Raw genomic sequence first — 18,795 nt, forward strand, 5'->3', positions numbered from 1 at the left:
GTCGGATGGGTGGAGGGATTACTGGTCGAACGCGTCCCACACGGGCGCAAAGTCCGGATTGACCTGACGTTCGCGCTTGGACAAACCGGCAATCAACGTGCGGTCTTCATCATCGAGTTTGACGTCGAGGGCTTGCAGATTAGCCAGTTGATTGGCCTTGCTGCTGGCCTTTGGGATCGCCGCGACGTAGGGCTGATCAAGCAACCACTTCAGCGCCACTTGGGTCGGCAATACGCCGTGCTTGGCGGCGATTTGCTGGATCTGCGGGATGTCCGAAACCTTATTACGCGCCAGCGGCGTGTAGGCCGTCAGCGCCAGGTCGTGTTGACGGGCGTAGTTCAGCAGGGTGTTTTGTCCGAGCAGGACGTGGTACTCGACCTGAATGGCTGACAGCGGTGCGCCCAGTTCCTCGATGACTGTGCGCAGCAGCGGCAGCGGAAAATTCGCCACGCCGATATTACGCGCCAGGCCTTGTTCCTTGAACGACACCAGGGTTTCAATCGTACGCACCAGGTCCCAATCGGTGGTCGGCCAATGGATCATGAACAGGTCGACGTAATCGCTGCGCAACGCCTTGAGGCTACGGTCTATGGAATGACGCATGGCATCTGGTTGCAACTGATCCCACCAGACCTTGGTGGTGACGTGAATCTGCTCACGAGGCGTAGGACTGTTCACCAGTGCTTGCCCGACGGCATCTTCGTTGTTGTAGGCCGCTGCCGTGTCGATGTGTCGATAACCCAACGCCAGGGCTTGCTCCACGGCACGGGTGCATTCCTCGCCGAGCATCGGCCAGGTGCCGAGCCCGAGTTTGGGCATGTTCAAACCGTGTGCGTTAACGATGCGTTGCATGGTCGTTCTCCTGTTCATAAGCCGTGATACCGGCGATGTGGCGTGCGGCGATGTAGCCGAACGTCAGCGCCGGGCCGAGATTGATGCCACCGGCGGGGTAGTGCCCGCCCATGATGCTGGCCATGTCGCCGCCGGCGGCGTACAGCCCGGCGATGGCGTGGCCGCGATCATCGAGGACCTGGGCGTGTTCGTTGACCTTCAGGCCGGCGAACGTGCCGAAGCAGCCGGGCTGGACCTTCACCGCGTAAAACGGCCCTTGTTCGATCGGGGCGACGCATGGGTTGGGATGGTGCGAGACGTCTCCCTGTTTACGGTTGTAGGGCGTTGAACCTCGCCCGAACAACGGATCTTCACCGTTGCGCGCGTGCCGGTTGTATTCGGACACGGTGCTGCTTAAACCGTTCGGGTCGATGCCGCAGGCCTGGGCGAGTGCCTCGATGGTGTTGCCGGTTTTCAGATAGCCGCTACGGATAAAGGACGACAGCGGCACCGGAAACGGCCGGGAGATACCCAAGCCATAACGTCGTTGAAATCCATGGCTGCAGATCAGCCACGAGGTCACTTCTTCGCCCGCCGGGGCCGCGTCGACCATGGCCGTCACGTAGTCGTAGTAACCGTTGGCTTCATTGACGAAGCGCCGGCCGTTGCTTAGTACGCCGATGATCCCCGGCTTGCCGCGCTCGATGATGTGCGGAAAGTGACCGACGCTGCCGTCCGGGTGCGGCACTTGCGAAACCGGCGCCCAGGCCACGGGCGAGGCGATGTCGGTGTTGACTCGCGCGCCAACGCTTTCGCCCAGGCGCAAGCCATCGCCGGATACGCCCACAGGCGGTAACGCCAGGTGCTCATGGCCGGTGGGTGTGCGAGGAAACAGGGCTTTGCGTCGCTCGATGTCATTGGCGAAACCACCGGCAGCGAGCACCACGGCATGTCGGGAGTGGATGCGGATCGAGCCTTTGTCCGTGCTGACGATGGCACCGCGCACATGATCGTTTTCGCGCAGCAACTCCGTCACCGGCGCGGATTCCCATAACAGCACGCCGAGGTCTTCGGCGGATTTTGCCAGCCGCGCCACCAAGGCCACTCCGTTGACCAGTTGCATCGCCCGACCATGAACGGCGAGGTCGAGCAGGTGTCGGGTGAAGCGCTTCGTCACGTGCCAGGCGGCCGGCAGCGAACGGGTCAAGTTAAGGAACGCCGACAGGTCTGCCCCCGCCATGATTGGCATGCCCATGAACGAAGTTTCCCGCATGGTTTTACGAAGACGCCCAAGCAACTTGCCGACTTTTCGTCCGTCATACGGCGCGGCAATCACCGAGCGTCCGCCGGTGCCGGCCCCCGGTGTGTCGCCATGAATGTCGGCAATGGCGTTACCGTCGGCAAACTGCAGGGTCGTGTGTTGTTCGAAGAACTCGACCATCCGAGGGCCGGCCTCAAGGAACGCGTCGATCATGGCTGGCGCGTAATGCTCGCCCAGTTCGTGTTTCAGGTAGGTGCGTGGTCGCTCGATGTCTTCGACGATGCCGGCGCGCCGGGCCAATGGATTGCACGGCACCCAGGCCCAGCCGCCGGACCACGCGGTGGCGCCGCCGAACCTCGAATCCTTCTCGACGACAATCACCTTCAAGCCGTGCCACGCTGCGGTGACGGCAGCCGATAGCCCGGCGGCGCCGGAGCCGACGATCAGGACATCGCAATCGATGTCTGGCAGATGATGAGATTCGGCAGGCATTGTCTGAAGCTCCAGTGCATGTGTTTTTAGAATTTGATTCCAAAAAATATAGTGACGCCGTCCCTCTCTACAACCTTCCAGCTAACAAAACGGGCGGTTATCGGACATTGGGTTCCAGATTTCGCATTCGGCGACTTGTCTTCTAGAATCGACAAAAATTTTCTCAGGAACCTCCCATGGCCGGCAGTCAGATTGAACGTGTTTTCAGCGTGCTGGAAAGCCTCACCAGCGACCCACGCGGCCTGCCGATGCAGACGCTGGCAGAGCAACTGGATATTCCGAAAAGCGCGACCCATCGTCTGCTCGCCGAGCTGATTCGATTGGGTTACGTACGTCAGAATCAAGAGACCTTGCGCTATCACTTGTCGACCAAACTGGTGGCGATGGGGTTTCGTTATCTGTCGAGCAGTGGCGCAGATATCGTGCAGCCGGTGCTTGATCGCCTGGCCCGGAAACCGGTGAGTTGGTGCGTCTCGGGGTGATCGAAGGTGAGCGCCAGATCTGGATCGCCAAGTCCCAGGGCGCACGTACCGGTTTGCGTTACGACCCGGACATGGGCCGGGATGCGCCGTTGTTCTATACCGCGTCCGGTCATGCCTGGCTGGCCTGCATGAGTGATGCCGAGGCTTTATCGCTGGTGGAGCGCCAAGGGGCAGAGCGGCCTGAAAATCTCGGGCCGAACGCACCGTGCTCCAATATTGAATTGCTTGAGCGTCTGCGGCTGGCGCGCGAGCAAGGCTATGCCTGGGTGGAGGAGAGTTCGGCGGTGGGGACCTCGGCGATTGCGGCGGTGGTCCGTCATCCGGGCGATGGGCGGGTGATTGGCGTGCTCAGCATTGCCGGGCCGAGCGCACGCATGCCCGGCGCACGGTTGCACGAGTTGGCGCCCGTGTTGTTGATGTTTACCGAGGAGTTGGCGGTGGCGAGCCTGGCCTCTGAATTGTTCGTTTGATTAAAGAGGGTGTGCGCTGTTCGCACACTTTTGCGGTTCACGAGTGTAAGAATCTGGAACCAGATTCTAAATTGTACGAGTTCACCCTCCAACAATAATCACAAGAGGATCGCTCCATGACTTCGCCCCTTCGCATCGCCCTGATCGGCGCCGGCAACATGGGCCAGCAGCATTACCAGCATTTGAAAGATCTGACGGAGGCGACCCTGTGCGCCGTGGCCGATCCAGGTTCGCAAGCGGCGAGCCTGGCGGCGGAATGGGGCGTGGGATATTTCGCCGATCATCGTCAGATGCTGGAACACGTGAAGCCAGACGCCGTGATCATCGCCAACCCGAACACGCTCCACGTCGGCACCGCGCTCGATTGCCTTGCTGTTGGTGTGCCCGTGCTGCTGGAAAAACCGGTGGGTGTGCACTTGAGTGAGGTTCGTGAGCTGGTGGCAATGTCGACAGCGACGGACGTGCCGGTGCTTGTCGGCCATCATCGCCGGCACAATCCGCTGATCGTCCGCGCTCACGAGTTGCTGCAAAGCGGCGCATTGGGGCGACTGACGACGGTCACGGCGCTCTGGCAGCTGCGCAAACCTGATGGCTATTTCGAGATTCCCTGGCGGCGAGAGGCGGGTGCCGGGATGTTGCTGACTAACCTGATTCACGACCTCGACCTGTTGCGTCATCTGTGTGGCGAAGTGCTGCAGGTGCAGGCCATCACCAGCAATGTGGTGCGCGGTTTTGCCAATGAAGATTGCGCGGCGGTATTGCTGCAATTCGCCAACGGCGCACTGGGTAGTTTGACCGGTTCGGATGCGGTTGCGGCGCCCTGGAGTTGGGAGCTGGGTTCCGGGGAGAACCCTGTGTATCCGCGCCAGGTCGATCAGCCGTGTTATTTGCTGGCCGGCACCGGCGGTGCCTTGAGTATTCCGCAGCTCAAGCGCTGGCATTACGCCGGGGCTGACGGGGGATGGCATCAAGCGTTGCTGCCGGTACAGGAAAATTTCAACGCCGATGATGCCTTGCGTTTGCAGTTGCAGCATTTCGTACGCGTTGCGCGGCGGGAAGTCGAGCCACTGGTGAGCGTCGCCGATGCTGCCCGGACCTTGGCGTTGATTGAAGCCATCCGCGAAGCCGCCGAAACCGGTCGCGCCTGCGCACCAGAATTGATCGAGGGATAAGCATGAACGAGCGAATTTTCTCCCTGGCCAGCCTGACAGTGTTGGAATTGTCACCGCCGGACATGGTCGATGTCGCCGCCAGGGTTGGTTACAGTCATGTCGGATTACGGCTGGTTCCGGCGACACCTGAGGAACATCACTTTGCGCTGGTAGCCGATGTCGATTTACGACGTAGGACTCTGGCCCGTCTGCGTGACACGGGCATTCGTGTCCTGGATGTGGAAATCCTGCGGCTCAAGCCGGAGACTGTCGTCGCCGAGTTGGAGAACATTCTGGCGGTCGGCGCCGAGTTGGGTGCCAGCGAGTTGCTGGTGGCCGGTAACGATCCTGACGAGCAGCGGCTCACCGAAAATTTCGCCAGACTGTGTGATCTGGCGGCGCGTTACGGGCTTCATCCGCATCTGGAGTTCATGCCCTGGACCGATGCACGCAATCTTGAGCAGGCTGCACGCATTGTCGAAAGCGCCGGCCGTGAAAACGGCGGGGTGTTGGTGGACGCCTTCCATTTCGACCGTTCGGGTTCGCGGCTGGAAGATCTGGCCAGGGTCGCCCCGTCGCGGTTACGGTATGCGCAGTTGTGTGATGTCGCGGGGCCGAGGCCGGCGGACATGACGGAGATTCTGCGCCAGGCACGTAATGAGCGGCGATTCCCTGGGGATGGCGATTGTGATTTGCCGGGTTTGCTCCGGTGTTTGCCGGCCGATATACCGTTAAGCCTGGAAATCCCGACCGTGCAATTGCTGGAACAAGGCGTCAGCGGTTTGCAGCGGGCGCAGATGGCGTTGAGTAAAACCCGCGAGTTGCTGGCGCGACTGTAAGCAGCGCTGCGCACCTATCGCGGGCAAGCCACGTTCCCACAGGTTCGCTACTGACTTTGGGGGGCGCGTGGCTTGCCTGCGGTGCTTTTGACTTTAAAAAAGGAAATCACATGACCATCAGCACCCCCTCTCTGGTGTTAACAAACCCTTCAAGGGGATTTTACTGATCGTCGCCGCGACCTTCCTGTTTTCCAGCCATGACGCGTTGTCGAAATACCTCTCCGGGTTCTACCCGATCATCATGGTGGTCTGGGCCCGTTACCTGGTCCACACCTTGTTGATGGCGGGGATTTTTCTGCCGCAATCCGGGTTGCGCGTCCTACGCACCAAACGGCCATTGCTGCAGTTGGCCCGAGCGTTGTGCCTGCTGGGCACCAGCCTGTTTTTCACCACCGGTTTGTTGTACATCCCTTTGGCCGAAGCCACGGCGGTCAACTTTCTTGCACCGGTACTGGTCACCGCGCTGTCGGTGCCGCTGCTCAAGGAACACGTTACCCGTGGCCAATGGATCGCGGTGATTTGCGGTTTTGTCGGCGTGCTGATCATCGTCCACCCCGGGGGAGAACTGTTCACCCCGGCGGTGTTGCTGCCGTTCTGCTCGGCGATGTTTTTCTGCTTCTATCAGTTGCTCACCCGCAAGCTCAGCCAGATCGACAGCCCGACCACCAGCAACTTCTTCGCCGGCTTGTGCAACACCCTGGTGATGAGTGCGCTGGTGCCGTTTTTCTGGCAGTTGCCAAGCCTCGGTCATGGGGTGTTGATGCTGGCGCTGGGGAGCTGCGGGATGACCGCGCATTTGTTCCTGACCCAGGCGTTCCGTTACGCCGCACCGGCATTGCTGGCGCCGTTTGGTTATTGTCAGATTGTGTTTGCCGGGCTGCTGGGCTGGCTGGTGTTTTCCCATACGCCGACCCTGACCACGGTGGTCGGTATCGCCGTTATTTGTTGCAGCGGCCTGGCGGCGGCGTGGCAGCAGAGTCGTCGGTGAAAGACCTGTGGGAGCGAGCCTGCTCGCGAAGGCGATATACCCATCAACATCGATGTTGAATGACAATCCGCTTTCGCGAGCAGGCTCGCTCCCACATGGTCAGTGATTACTTTCTTACTCGGTGACGGCAGGAATCTTGCGCGGTGCCATGAAGTACATCCAGATCAGCGCGATGAAGTACATCGCCGGAATCATGGTGAACAGCACGGTGTAGTTGTTGTTGGTCACCGTCAGGATGTGCCCGACCAACTGCGTCATGAACATCCCGCCGACGGCCGCGCACATGCCGCCGAAGCCGAACACCGTGCTCATCATGTGTTTAGGCGTGTAGTCCATCACCAGGCTCCAGATGTTCGCGGTCCAGGCCTGGTGCGCACCGATGGCCAGGGAGATGGCGAACACCGCGACCCACAAGTTGCTGGAACCCGCCGCCATGATCACGCCGATGATGCAGCAGGCGAACAGGAACATGGACATCAGTCGCGCCTTGATCGGGTTGACTCCGCGGCCGATCAGGAACGAGGACAGAATCCCGCCGCCGACGCTGCCGAAGTCCGCCGTCAGGTAAATGATGATCAGCGGGATGCCCATCTGGGTCACGTTGATGCCCAGGTTGTATTGCTGATTGAGGAACGGAGGCAGCCAGTAAAGGTAAAACCAGAACACCGGCGCGGTCATCGAGTAGGCGAGGGCGAAGGCCCAGGTGCCACGCATGCGCAGGATTTTCGAGAACGGGACGCGGGATTGTTCCGGCTCGACTTCCTTCTGGATGTAGTCCAGTTCCGACTGTTTAACGCTCGGGTGATCTTCAGGATTGAAGTACTTCAAACCCCAGAACACCAACCAGATCCCGCCCAATGCCGACATGCACAGGAACGCCGCCTGCCAGCCCCATGCGTGAAGAATCAGCGGCAACAGCATCGGGGTGAACATCGCACCGACGTTGGTCCCGGCGTTGAAGATGCCGGTGGCCACGGCGCGCTCGCCCGCCGGGAACCACAACCGGGTGGTTTTCACACATGCCGGGTAGTTCGCAGCCTCGGTCAAACCAAGAATAAACCTGCACACCATAAAGCCTGCGGCCGACGTGGCCAGGCCATGGGCACCGGTGGCCAGGCTCCAGAGCAGTACCGCGCAGAAGAACACCCGTTTAACGCCGACCCGATCGATCAACCGGCCTTGCAGCACAAAGCCGATGGCGTAGCCGACTTGAAACCAGAAGTTGATGTTGGCGTAGTCCATCGCCGTCCAGCTCATTTCCTTGGCCAGGATCGGCTGCATGACGCCCAGGGCGGCACGGTCTATGTAGTTCAGGGTGGTGGCGAAAAACACTAGCGCCAGCATGCCCCAACGGGTTTTGCCGACCGCCATGGCGCCGCGGATCTTGTCGCCGATGCCGCTACTGGCAGGAGTCATGGAGGAACGCTCCATGGGAGAGCTTTGAGAAGGAGTCATGTAGGCCACCCGATTATTTTTATGTGGTGTTCTAGGTCTTTGGTAACCGAGCCGGTGGTTCATGACCGGTCTCAATGTGCTGCCGATGTTGGGCAGTGGACGAAAAATCGTCAATTCGCCTATTGCCATTGTGTTCGATAATCGCCCATAAAACTAACCGGATAGTACACTTTGAATTGCTGTGCGGGTTCTTGCAGCCAATAATTTACCCCACGAAAAACGCGGCCCTTGTAGGAGCTGTCTCGTGAAACGAGGCTGCGATCTTTTGATCTTGTTTTCGAAAGGCAAAATCAAAAGATCGCAGCCTCGTTTCACTCGGCAGCTCCGGCAGATAGTAACGCGTGCAATGCCTCTAACAAGATGATCTCCACCCACCGGGAGTCGACATATGCAGCGTTCCATTGCCACCGTTTCCTTGAGCGGTACCCTGCCGGAAAAACTTGAAGCCATCGCCGCCGCCGGGTTTGACGGGGTGGAGATTTTCGAGAATGACCTGCTCTACTACGACGGCAGTCCCCGTGAAATTAAACAGATGTGCGCCGATCTCGGGATCGCCATCACGCTGTTTCAACCCTTCCGGGATTTTGAAGGCTGCCGCCGAGATCGGCTGCCGCGCAATCTGGAACGGGCGGAACGCAAGTTCGACCTGATGCAGGAGCTGGGCACCGATCTGGTGCTGGTCTGCAGCAATGCTTCGGCTGACTCCCTCGGCGATGAACACATCCTGGTGGATGACTTGCGTTTGCTGGCCGAGCGGGCCGGCGCCCGTGGCTTGCGAATCGGTTACGAAGCCCTGGCCTGGGGCCGTCACGTTAATATTTATCAACAGGTCTGGAACATCGTCCGTCAGGCCGATCACCCCAGTCTCGGTGTGTTACTGGACAGCTTTCACACGCTCTCGCTCAAGGGCGATCCGAGCGCCATCGCCGAGATTCCGGGCGACAAGATTTTCTTCGTGCAAATGGCCGACGCGCCGATCCTGGCCATGGACGTGTTGGAGTGGAGTCGGCACTTTCGATGCTTCCCCGGCCAGGGCGAATTTGATCTGGCGGGTTTCCTCGCGCCGATTATCAAGAGTGGCTACACCGGGCCGCTGTCGTTGGAAATCTTCAACGATGGCTTCCGCGCCGCGCCGCCACGGGCCAACGCCGCCGACGGTTTGCGCTCGTTGCTGTACTTGGAAGAGAAAACCCGCCAGCGCCTGGCCCAGGAAGCCAAGCCTGTGGCCAACGTCGATATCCTGTTCGAGACCCCCAAGGCCAGCGAGTACAACGGCATCGAGTTTCTTGAGTTCGCCGTGGATGAAAGCCTCGGCGCCAAGCTCTCGCACTGGCTGGAGCGGCTGGGTTTCGTCAAGGCCGGGCAACATCGCTCCAAGAGCGTCAGCCTGCTGCGCCAGGGCGATATCAACCTGATCCTCAACTCCGAACCGTACTCCTTCGCCCACAGCTTTTTCGAAGCCCACGGCCCGTCGTTGTGCGCCACCGCCGTGCGGGTCAAGGACAGCAATAGTGCCTTGGCGCGCGCCGTGGCCTATAAAGGCCAGCCTTATCGTGGACTGGTCGGTCCCAACGAGCTTGAGCTGGCCGCGGTGCGCGCACCGGATGGCAGCCTGATTTACCTGGTGGACCAGGACGCCGATGTCTACGGCACCGATTTCAATCTGCAACCGAGGGCCACGGCCAGCGGCGGCCTCAAGCGCATCGACCACATGGCCATGGCGCTGCCGGCTGACAGCCTCGACAGTTGGGTGCTGTTCTATAAAAGCCTGCTGGATTTCGAGGCGGATGACGAGGTGGTGCTGCCCGATCCGTACGGTCTGGTGAAGAGCCGGGCGCTGCGTAGCCGTGACAGTTCGATCCGCTTGCCGCTGAATATTTCCGAGAATCGCAACACCGCGATCTCACACGCGCTGTCGAGTTATCGCGGCTCCGGGGTGCATCACATCGCCTTCGATTGTGACGACATCTTTGCCGAAGTCAGCCGTGCGAAAGAGGCGGGCGTGCCGTTACTGGACATCCCGCTCAACTACTATGATGACCTGGCCGCGCGGTTCGATTTTGATGATGAGTTCCTCAGCGAACTGGCCTACTTCAACGTGCTTTACGACCGTGATGCCCAGGGTGGCGAGTTGTTCCATGTGTACACCGAGCCGTTCGAAGGGCGGTTCTTCTTCGAGATCATTCAACGCAAGAACGTCTATGCCGGTTACGGTGCGGCCAACGTCGCGGTGCGCCTTGCCGCGATGGCAAAATCGCGAAGTGGTGCCGTACGTCAGGCAAAGTTGTAGGAAAATCGTAAACACAGCGTTAAACCGCCGCCGCGCGGCTTCCTTCACTGTGCGGCGCGGCCCATAATCGCCAGCTTGTGCAGTAATGGCCGTGAGCCCGCAATGACAATAACTTCAGAACTCCCCGTTGCCACCGACGAACCGCTTGTCGAGCCTCGCAAGAGTCGCAAGAACAACCCGGAAAAGACCCGCGAAAACATCCTTCAAGAAGCGATTGTGGAGTTCGTCCAGCAAGGGCTTTCCGGCGCTCGCGTCGATGCAATCGCCGAACGTATCCATACCTCAAAACGCATGATCTATTACTACTTCGGCAGTAAGGAACAGCTCTATATCGAGGTACTGGAAAAGCTTTACGGGGATATCCGCAGCACGGAAAACCGTCTGCACCTGGCCGAACTGGCGCCGATGGAGGCGATTCGCCGACTGGTGGAATTCACCTTCGATCACCATGATCGCAACGTCGATTTCGTGCGGATCGTCAGCATTGAAAACATTCACAACGCCGAGTACGTGAAGCGCTCCGATGCGATCAAGGCGATGAATAACACCATCCTTGATTCTCTGGGCGATATCCTGCGTCGCGGCGCTGAAGACGGTCTGTTCCGCGCCGGCCTTGAGCCGCTGGATGTGCATTTGTTGATCAGTTCGTTCTGCTTCTATCGCGTGTCTAACCGCCATACCTTTGGTGAGATTTTCCAGGTCGACTTGCCGGATGAAGGCGTCAAGCAGCGTCATCGGGAGATGATTTGCGAGTCGGTGTTGCGGTATTTGCAGGCCTGAACATTTTTAAAAGATCGCAGCCCCTGTAGTGTAGGCGCTGCCGAAGGCTGCGATCTTTTGATCTTCACCCATTCATGCTTTGAAAATGCGCCAACATCCGCTGCGCATCCGGCACCACGCCACTGAACAACTCAAACGCCTTCACTGCCTGAAACACTGCCATGTTGCCACCATCGAGTGTCCGGCAACCCAGGGCGCGAGCGCTGCGCAGCAGTTCGGTTTCCAGCGGGAAGTAAACAATCTCCGCCACCCACATTTCAGTTCTCAACAGCGCCACCGGCACCGGCGTGCCTGGCAGCTTTTTCATGCCCATGGGCGTGGTATTCACCAGACCATCGGCCACGGCCAGGGTGCTCGCCAGATCATGCCCGGCCACCGCCCTCCGGGCACCAAAATGCTGATTGAGGTTGTTCGCCAGCGCCTGTGCCCGGCTGTCATCGACATCGAAAATGCTCAGTTGCTGGACGCCTTCGCTCAGTAGCGCGTGGGCCACCGCCGCGCCCGCGCCACCGGCGCCCATTTGGACGACACGTTCACGAACGACGTCCTTCAATCCCCGGCGAAAACCTTCGGCAAACCCCAGGCAATCGGTGTTGTGGCCAATGCGTTTTCCATCCTTGAGCACCACCGTGTTGACCGCGCCAATGCATCGGGCTTCCACAGACAATTCGTCGAGCAACGCAATGATGGCCTGCTTGCACGGGAAGGTGATGTTCAGCCCGGTGAAATTCATGCGCTCGGCGGCCATCAGCAAGTCGGGCAGGGCGTTGAAATCAAGCTTCAGTTGGTCGAGGTCGATCAAGCGATAGAGGTAACGCAGGCCTTGGGCATCGCCTTCATGTTCGTGCAACGCCGGCGTGCGAGACGCCTGGATGCCAGCACCGATCAGACCGGCGAGTACCACGGTGTTGTGTGTCATGGCGTGCATCCCTTCAAGCGCTGACTGAAATGCTCCAGCGCCAGGCGATAACCGTGGCTGCCGAAACCTGCCATAACGGCCGTGGCGATGGCCGAGACAAAGGAGTGGTGACGGAACGGTTCGCGGGCGTGGACGTTGGACAGGTGAACTTCGATCACCGGCAGTTCGCTGGCCACCAAGGCGTCGCGAATCGCCACCGAGGTGTGCGTCCATGCCGCCGGGTTGATGACAATCCCGGCGCAGCGGCCGCGGGCAGCGTGAATCCAGTCGAGCAATTCGCCTTCGTGGTTGGTCTGGCGGAACTCCACCGCCAGGCCGAACTCCTCGGCAGCACGACCGCACAACGCGGAAATGTCGGCCAGGGTTTCGTGGCCGTAGGTCGCCGGTTCACGGGTGCCAAGCAGGTTCAGGTTCGGGCCGTTGAGCACCAGAACGATAGGGGGCATGGGTGACTCTCCACTTATTGTTTTTGGCATGGGCTGTCAGTTTCAGCCTGTGGTGTTAAATTGTACTAGTTGGTTACTTTGGTCAAATTAAGAGGTCGTGTGACGGGCTTTTGTGGGCGGTGATCGGACATAAGAAAAAGCTCGCAGCCTTCGGCAGCTCCTACAGGTGCGATCTTTTAACGCGGCAAATGCTCAACCAGAAAATCGATGAAAGCCCTCAGGCGCAATGGCACATGCCGGCTCTGCGGATAGAGCAGGGTGAAGGGGCGCGAACGACCGCTGCATGATTGATTACGCCGGGGATCAAATGAAGAGTCTGGCTCTGTGTTTATCAAATGCCAGCGCATTAATACAACCGTTATCACGAAAGGATTGCTTACTATTTTCTGGCGTAGCGGGCAGGGCGGTGGTTGTCTCGAAAGCTAGTCTCAATCTCAGGTGATTGACTCGGGGAGTCAGCCCCAGTTGTCGGATTTACAGGGAATGTCGAGTCTTGCGGCTCATTAACCTAACGGATGGGTTATCATGAAATTATTCAGCTACAAAGGGTTGTCCGTGGTCGTGATGTTGCGCGATGAGCACTGCCCACCGCACGCGCATGTGGATGCCGGCACCTGGAGTGCACGCTTCAAATTCAGCTTTTGGCACAACGCTGTCGAGCTTTGGGATGTGGTGCCGCATTCGCGTCGCCCGCCGGTGGCGGTACTGGAAGGATTGCGTCATGCGCTTAGGCAGCCCGCTCATTTGCGTCGGGCCCGCGGCATCTGGTGGGACAAGTTGCACACCGTCTGCCTCGACAATCAGTTGTGGGATTGGGAGAGCAACGAGGTCGTGGTGATAAAACGGCTCGCCAGCACGACCTACATGATTGGCTCGGCGTGTTACGAGCCCGAGAAGAACAAGACCCTGCTGGCCCTGATGGGGGCACCGGAGGGCGTGGAGATCGAATTATGAAAACGATTAAGGCAAAAATGCAGGTGGATCGGCCAGCGACTGAAGCAGTACTGGACGAGGCGGTTGAACGGGGGCAACTTCGCCACAAAAGTGGTTTGCAGGCGACGGCGGTGACGTTTCAGGATGCGTGCCTGACGGTCAGCTTCGAGGATGGCACTGGCGTGTTGTTACCTGTGAAGCTCTTCCCTGAACTCGATAGTTTTGAGGCCGAGGATTTTGCCCGTCTGGCGGTCGGTTTTTCTGGCACTGCACTCTGCCATGAGGTGAAGGACCTGCACGTCTCCATTGCCGGGATGATTTCAGCCAGCAAGCCCCTGATGAATATGGCGGCCTCGGTCATTTCCTCGCGCAATGGTCGCCAAAGCAGCGCCGCCAAGGCCGAAGCTGCACGGGCCAACGGCAAAAAGGGTGGCCGCCCGCGCAAGGTCGACGTTGTCCAATAAGCAGCACCCACAAAAAAGCCGTCATCAAGACGGCTGGTTTGTATCGGGGACCTGCTATCAACGCCGGGTCAACAACACCCCGGATTCCATGTGATGCGTCCACGGGAACTGGTCGAACATCGCGCATTGGGTAATGCGGTGTGTGTCGTGCAACTGGGCGATGTTGGCCGCCAGGGTTTCCGGGTTGCAGGAGATGTAGAGGATGTTGTCGAAGCGTCTAGTCAGTTCGCAGGTGTCCGGGTCCATGCCGGCGCGCGGCGGGTCGACAAACACGCTGCCGAACTCGTAGCTCTTGAGATCGATGCCGTGCAGGCGTCGGAACGGCCGCACTTCGTTCAAGGCTTCGGTCAGCTCTTCGGCGGACAAGCGCACCAGGGTGACGTTATCCACAGCGTTTTCGCTGAGGTTGCTCAACGCAGCGTTGACTGAGGCTTTGCTGATCTCGGTGGCCAGCACTTTGCGCACGCGAGTGGCGAGCGGCAGGGTGAAGTTGCCGTTACCGCAATACAACTCCAGCAAATCGTCAGTGCGATCGCCGAGAGCGTCGTAGGCCCAGTTGAGCATCTTCTGGTTCACGGTACCGTTAGGCTGGGTGAACGCGCCTTCCGGCTGACGGTAACTGAAGGTGCGACCGCCGACTTCCATCTGCTCGACCACGTAGTCGTGGCCGATGACTTCGCGCTTGCCCTTGGAGCGACCGATGATGCTGACGTTCAAGTCCGCCGCCAGCTTCGACGCGGCGGTGTGCCAGTGCTCGTCCAGCGGGCGGTGATAGCACAGCGTGATCATCGCATCGCCGGCCAGGGTGGTCAGGAACTCCACCTGGAACAGCTTGTGGCTCAGGGCGGCACTGGCTTGCCATGCTGCCTTGAGCTGCGGCATCAACTGATTGATGCGCAGGCTGGCAATCGGGAACTCTTCGATCAGGATCGGCGTGCGTTTGTCTTCCTGGGAAAACATCGCGTAGTGACGCTCGCCGGCTTCGCGCCACAGGCGAAACTCCGCGCGCAGGCGGAAGTTCTTCAGTGGCGAGTCGAATACTGCAGGTGCTGGTGCGCCGAACGGGGCCAGCAGGTCACGCAAGCGCGTGACCTTTTCTTCGAGCTGAGCGGCGTAGGCCAGGGAGTCAAAAGTCATGCGTTGAACCAACCCAACTTGATCACAAACAGAATCGACAGAATCACCAGTGCCGGGTTCAGCTCACGAGCGCGCCCCGACAGCAACTTGATCACGGTCCAGGAAATGAATCCGAAGGCGATGCCGTTGGCGATGGAGTAGGTGAACGGCATGGCCAGGGCGGTAACCACCACTGGCGCTGCGACGGTGATGTCGTCCCAGTCTATTTCGGCCAGGCCGGATGTCATCAGCACGGCGACGAACAGCAGCGCCGGAGCGGTGGCAAACGGCGGGACGCTGGCGGCCAATGGCGAGAAGAACAGCGCCAGCAGGAACAGAATCGCGACCACGACGGCGGTCAGGCCGGTGCGGCCACCGGCACTGACGCCGGCTGCGGATTCGATGTAGCTGGTGGTGGTCGAAGTGCCCAGCAGCGAACCGGCCATGGCCGCGGTGCTGTCAGCGATCAGTGCGCGACCCATTTTCGGCATGTGACCGTCCTTGCCCATCAGGCCGGCGCGTTTGGCAACGCCGATCAGCGTGCCGGAGTTGTCGAACAGGTCGACGAACAGGAAGGCAAAAATAACGCTGACCAGGCCGATGTCCAGTGCGCCCTTGATGTCCAGTTGCAGGAACGTCGGGGCCAGGGACGGTGGCATCGACATCACGCCGCCGAACGGGGTGAAGCCCAGCGCGATGGAGGCGACGGTCACGACCAGGATGCCGATCAGTACCGCGCCGCGAACCTTCAGGGCTTCGAGGGCAACGATCAAGGCAAAACCCAGGGTCGCGAGGATCGGTGCCGGTTGCTTCAAGTCGCCTAGCCCGACCATGGTCGCCGGGTTGCTGACCACGATGCCGGCGTTGTGCAGGGCGATCAGTGCCAGGAACAGACCGATACCGGCGGCAATCGCCGACCGCAGGGGCAGCGGAATGCTGTTGATGATCCATTCACGGATGCGGAAGATCGACAGCAGGAAGAACAACACCGCCGAGATAAACACCGCCCCCAGCGCCACTTGCCAGGTATGGCCCATGTGCAGGACCACGGTATAAGTGAAGAACGCGTTCAGGCCCATGCCCGGCGCGAGTGCGATCGGGTAGTTGGCGATCAGGCCCATCACCGTCGAGCCGATGGCGGCAGCCAGGCAGGTGGCGACAAACACCGCGCCTTTGTCCATGCCGGTCTCGCCGAGGATGCTCGGGTTGACGAACAGAATGTAGGCCATGGCCAGGAAGGTCGTGACGCCCGCAAGAATCTCGGTGCGCACGTTGGTGTTGTGTGCCTTGAGTTGAAACAGCCTTTCCAGCATGTCTGCTCCCCGTGGCGCGCAATGCGCCGTGAATGTATCGACCTCAACAGCAAAGCACAGGTCGCCCAGGGCGCCCGGGAATTTTCTGTGGGTCGGAAAAAGCCGCGCATCATACCAGCCGCGTGGGGTAATGGCTGCGATCCTCGGCGATGTTTTGCCGTTAAGCGAAGTGAGCCATACTGCGCGCCTGTTTTGGGGGAGTCGTAATGGATTGCATCAAGCGCAAGATTGTTCGGTCGTGGGGGCTGTTTTTCGCGTTACTGGCCAGTGCGCCCGCCGTTTTGGCCGCGTCGGCACCGCCGTTGACCAGCGTTCAGGTACTTAAGGTCCAGTCCGCGGCGTGCGGTATTGAAAACATATCGGACGGGCAAGAGCAGACGAAGTGTGATCACGGCGGGGCGAACATCAAGGTGTATGTGCTGGAGATGGGTTACGGACGCGTTCCCCATGCCGGGATCGATGGTTTCAGCGTGGACGGGATGCAGGCCAAGGTCTGCGCCTACGGTAATGGCAACCTGACCGAGTGCAGCGGTGCCGCGACCAAGATTGTCGGCACGTTGTACATCTATGACCTGGGCGGCAAGCAGGAGGGGACGTTCACCTTTAGCAACACATCGATCAACGCGCCGGGCAACACGCTATCGACAGCGCTTTACATCAAGTAACGACCGGGCGCGAACAAGGGGCCTGAAAGCTGACTAAGCTTTAAGGACCCTCCTGTGGACCGTGCCCATGACCTTTAGAGCTCTGATTACCCTCGCCGAGGGCATCGATGACCTGCAATGCGTGACTCTGGTCGATGTGCTGCGCCGCGCCAAGGTCGAAGTGGTGGTGGCCAGCATCGAGGGCCGACGCATGCTCACCTGTGCCCGTGGCACTCGTGTGACCGCCGATGCGATGCTGGTGGATTTGCTGGCCCAGCCGTTCGACCTGATCGCCCTGCCCGGCGGTGCCGTGGGCGCGCAACATCTGGCGGCCCATCAACCCCTGGAACAACTGATCAAGGATCAGGCTGCCGCCGGGCGCCTGTTCGCCGGCATCGCAGAAGCGCCGGCGCTGGCGCTGCAAGCCTTTGGTGTTTTGCGTCAGCGGCGTATGACCTGTTTGCCCACGGTCAGCAATCAACTGTCGGGCTGCACCTTCGTCGATCAGCCCGTGGTGGTGGACGGCAACTGCATCACCGCCCAGGGCTCGGGGGCTGCGTTGCCCTTCGCGCTGGCGCTGGTGGAGCAGCTTTGCGGGAAAGCCACGAGAGCGGCGGTGGCGGGGGAGTTGGTGGTTTAACTGCCCTGGACCTTCGCCTCTTCCGCCGCCACGTGCATCCGGTCGCGGTTGGCCAGGGTCGGGAACAGTTTGATCCAGGTCCCGGTCACCACCAGCGTGCCGATGCCGCCCATGACCACGGCCGGTACGGTGCCGAACCAGTGGGCGGTCAGGCCGGATTCGAATTCACCCAACTGGTTCGAAGCGCCGATGAACAGTCCGTTCACCGCGCTGACCCGGCCGCGCATTTCGTCCGGGGTTTCCAGTTGCACGAAAGAGGCACGGATCACCATGCTGATCATGTCTGCCGCGCCCAGCACCACCAGCACCGCCAGGGAAAACCAGAACGAGGTCGACAGGCCGAAGGCAATGGTCGCGACGCCGAAGATACCCACGGCGGTGAACATCACGCGTCCGACCTTGCGTTCCACGGCAAAGCGCGCCAGGAACAGCGACATCAGCAGCGCGCCCACCGCCGGTGCTGAGCGCAACAGGCCCAACCCCCAGGGGCCGGTCAGCAGAATGTCCTTGGCAAACACCGGCAGCAGCGCCGTCGCGCCACCCAGCAGCACGGCGAACAGGTCCAGGGAAATTGCCCCGAGGATGTCCGGGCGACTGCGGATGAAACGGATGCCGGCCAGCAGTGAATCCATAGTCGCCTTGGCCTTGTTCAGCGGCGTCTGCCGGGCGGGCAGGTTGAGCATCAGCGAACAGGCGATGAGGTACAGAACCACCGTTGGGCCATAGACCCAGACGCTGCCGAAGGCGTAAAGCAAACCGCCGAGTGCGGGGGCGACGATGGTGGCCGATTGTTGCGCCGATTGTGCGGCGGCCACAGCCCGGGGAAAAGTGCGCTGGGCACGATACTCGGCAACAGCGCCTGGGTAGTCGGCATTTCGAAGGAGCGGGCGGCACCGAGCAGGAACGCGAGGATAAAGATCATTTCCCGGGTGACGTGGTTAGTGGCACTGCCGATGGCCAGGGACAGGGCGATCAAGGCTTGCAGGAACTGGCAGATTGCCGCGACCTTGCGCCGGTCATAGCGATCCGCAACGTGCCCGGTGTGCAACATGAACAGCACACGCGGGGCGAATTCCACCAAACCCACCAGGCCCAGGTCCAGCACGCTGCCGGTCAATTGATAGAGATTCCAGCCGATCGCCACCGTCAGCATCTGAAAACCGCTGGCGGTAAATACCCGTGCCAGCCAGAACGCAATGAAAGGACGGTGATGGCGTAACAGCAGGGGGCTTGGCTGGGCATCTGGAGGCAGGTCTTGAGCGGGGAGGCTCGAGATTATCA

General features: G+C 60.2%; 16 protein-coding genes and 3 pseudogenes. 10 read left to right on the plus strand and 9 right to left on the minus strand.

Annotated features, from left to right (window positions below; genetic code table 11):
* Positions 1-18: 18 nt before the first annotated feature.
* The gene (locus tag JFV26_RS18490; protein WP_201194515.1) at positions 19-852 is read right to left on the minus strand and encodes an aldo/keto reductase; all 834 of its coding nucleotides are present in this window, start codon (positions 850-852) and stop codon (positions 19-21) included.
* The gene (locus JFV26_RS18495; RefSeq protein ID WP_201194516.1) at positions 836-2,584 is read right to left on the minus strand and encodes an FAD-dependent oxidoreductase; all 1,749 of its coding nucleotides are present in this window, start codon (positions 2,582-2,584) and stop codon (positions 836-838) included. The genes JFV26_RS18490 and JFV26_RS18495 overlap by 17 nt, the downstream gene beginning before the upstream one ends.
* Before the next feature lie 176 nt (positions 2,585-2,760).
* On the opposite strand from JFV26_RS18495, the pseudogene JFV26_RS18500 reads away from it, so the two are divergent.
* From JFV26_RS18500 to JFV26_RS18515, 4 genes and pseudogenes are all read left to right on the plus strand, one after another.
* Positions 2,761-3,536 (plus strand): annotated as a pseudogene (locus JFV26_RS18500) (IclR family transcriptional regulator).
* Between the two features lie 116 nt (positions 3,537-3,652).
* On the plus strand, positions 3,653-4,708 hold the full coding sequence (locus JFV26_RS18505; RefSeq protein ID WP_201194517.1) for a Gfo/Idh/MocA family protein: 1,056 nt from the start codon (positions 3,653-3,655) through the stop codon (positions 4,706-4,708).
* Between the two features lie 2 nt (positions 4,709-4,710).
* On the plus strand, positions 4,711-5,526 hold the full coding sequence (locus JFV26_RS18510; protein WP_201194520.1) for a sugar phosphate isomerase/epimerase family protein: 816 nt from the start codon (positions 4,711-4,713) through the stop codon (positions 5,524-5,526).
* A gap of 157 nt (positions 5,527-5,683) precedes the next feature.
* Positions 5,684-6,514, plus strand: coding sequence for an EamA family transporter (locus tag JFV26_RS18515; protein ID WP_201194674.1), 831 nt, complete (start codon positions 5,684-5,686; stop codon positions 6,512-6,514).
* Positions 6,515-6,628: 114 nt separating this feature from the next.
* On the opposite strand, the gene JFV26_RS18520 is transcribed toward JFV26_RS18515, so the two are convergent.
* Positions 6,629-7,945 (minus strand): MFS transporter, encoded by a 1,317-nt coding sequence (locus JFV26_RS18520; protein ID WP_242487869.1) that lies wholly within the window; start codon positions 7,943-7,945, stop codon positions 6,629-6,631.
* Between the two features lie 412 nt (positions 7,946-8,357).
* On the opposite strand from JFV26_RS18520, the gene quiC reads away from it, so the two are divergent.
* Both quiC and JFV26_RS18530 read left to right on the plus strand, forming a co-directional pair.
* Complete coding sequence (gene quiC / locus JFV26_RS18525) at positions 8,358-10,259, plus strand: 3-dehydroshikimate dehydratase QuiC (RefSeq protein ID WP_201194522.1); 1,902 nt, start codon at positions 8,358-8,360, stop codon at positions 10,257-10,259.
* 102 nt (positions 10,260-10,361) lie between these two features.
* A complete protein-coding gene (locus JFV26_RS18530) occupies positions 10,362-11,039 on the plus strand; it encodes a TetR family transcriptional regulator (protein ID WP_201194523.1) in 678 nt (225 codons plus the stop codon).
* A 64-nt stretch (positions 11,040-11,103) separates the two neighbouring features.
* Here JFV26_RS18530 and JFV26_RS18535 read toward each other — a convergent pair whose 3' ends face one another.
* The 3 genes and pseudogenes from JFV26_RS18535 to JFV26_RS18545 all read right to left on the minus strand — a co-directional run.
* Positions 11,104-11,958, minus strand: a complete 855-nt coding sequence (locus JFV26_RS18535; RefSeq protein ID WP_201194525.1) for a shikimate dehydrogenase — start codon at positions 11,956-11,958, stop codon at positions 11,104-11,106.
* Entirely contained in the window at positions 11,955-12,404 is a 450-nt protein-coding gene (gene aroQ, locus JFV26_RS18540; protein WP_201194527.1) for a type II 3-dehydroquinate dehydratase, read from the minus strand. The genes JFV26_RS18535 and aroQ overlap by 4 nt, the downstream gene beginning before the upstream one ends.
* Positions 12,405-12,580: 176 nt before the next feature.
* A pseudogene (locus JFV26_RS18545) lies at positions 12,581-12,682 on the minus strand (LysR family transcriptional regulator); the annotation flags it as partial.
* Positions 12,683-12,929: 247 nt separating this feature from the next.
* On the opposite strand from JFV26_RS18545, the gene JFV26_RS18550 reads away from it, so the two are divergent.
* The gene (locus tag JFV26_RS18550; RefSeq protein ID WP_201194529.1) at positions 12,930-13,358 is read left to right on the plus strand and encodes a DUF4160 domain-containing protein; all 429 of its coding nucleotides are present in this window, start codon (positions 12,930-12,932) and stop codon (positions 13,356-13,358) included.
* The gene (locus JFV26_RS18555) at positions 13,355-13,801 is read left to right on the plus strand and encodes a DUF2442 domain-containing protein (protein WP_201194531.1); all 447 of its coding nucleotides are present in this window, start codon (positions 13,355-13,357) and stop codon (positions 13,799-13,801) included. The genes JFV26_RS18550 and JFV26_RS18555 overlap by 4 nt, the downstream gene beginning before the upstream one ends.
* Positions 13,802-13,858: 57 nt before the next feature.
* Here JFV26_RS18555 and trmA read toward each other — a convergent pair whose 3' ends face one another.
* Positions 13,859-14,938, minus strand: a complete 1,080-nt coding sequence (gene trmA / locus JFV26_RS18560) for a tRNA (uridine(54)-C5)-methyltransferase TrmA (RefSeq protein ID WP_201194534.1) — start codon at positions 14,936-14,938, stop codon at positions 13,859-13,861.
* A complete protein-coding gene (locus JFV26_RS18565) occupies positions 14,935-16,230 on the minus strand; it encodes an NCS2 family permease (protein WP_201194536.1) in 1,296 nt (431 codons plus the stop codon). The genes trmA and JFV26_RS18565 overlap by 4 nt, the downstream gene beginning before the upstream one ends.
* A gap of 206 nt (positions 16,231-16,436) precedes the next feature.
* Here JFV26_RS18565 and JFV26_RS18570 point away from each other — a divergent pair, with 206 nt between their 5' ends.
* Together JFV26_RS18570 and JFV26_RS18575 are read left to right on the plus strand one after the other, a co-directional pair.
* Complete coding sequence (locus JFV26_RS18570; RefSeq protein WP_201194538.1) at positions 16,437-16,895, plus strand: DUF4879 domain-containing protein; 459 nt, start codon at positions 16,437-16,439, stop codon at positions 16,893-16,895.
* Positions 16,896-16,962: 67 nt separating this feature from the next.
* Positions 16,963-17,514 carry a DJ-1 family glyoxalase III gene (locus JFV26_RS18575; protein WP_201194540.1) on the plus strand — a complete coding sequence of 184 codons (552 nt, stop codon included), beginning with the start codon at positions 16,963-16,965 and terminating at the stop codon, positions 17,512-17,514.
* Here the strand turns inward: JFV26_RS18575 and JFV26_RS18580 are convergent.
* Positions 17,511-18,766: pseudogene (locus JFV26_RS18580) on the minus strand (MFS transporter). The gene JFV26_RS18575 and the pseudogene JFV26_RS18580 sit on opposite strands and share 4 nt — an antisense overlap.
* Positions 18,767-18,795 lie beyond the last annotated feature (29 nt).

It is taken from the genome of Pseudomonas sp. TH31, from assembly GCF_016650815.1.
Taxonomy (GTDB): domain Bacteria; phylum Pseudomonadota; class Gammaproteobacteria; order Pseudomonadales; family Pseudomonadaceae; genus Aquipseudomonas.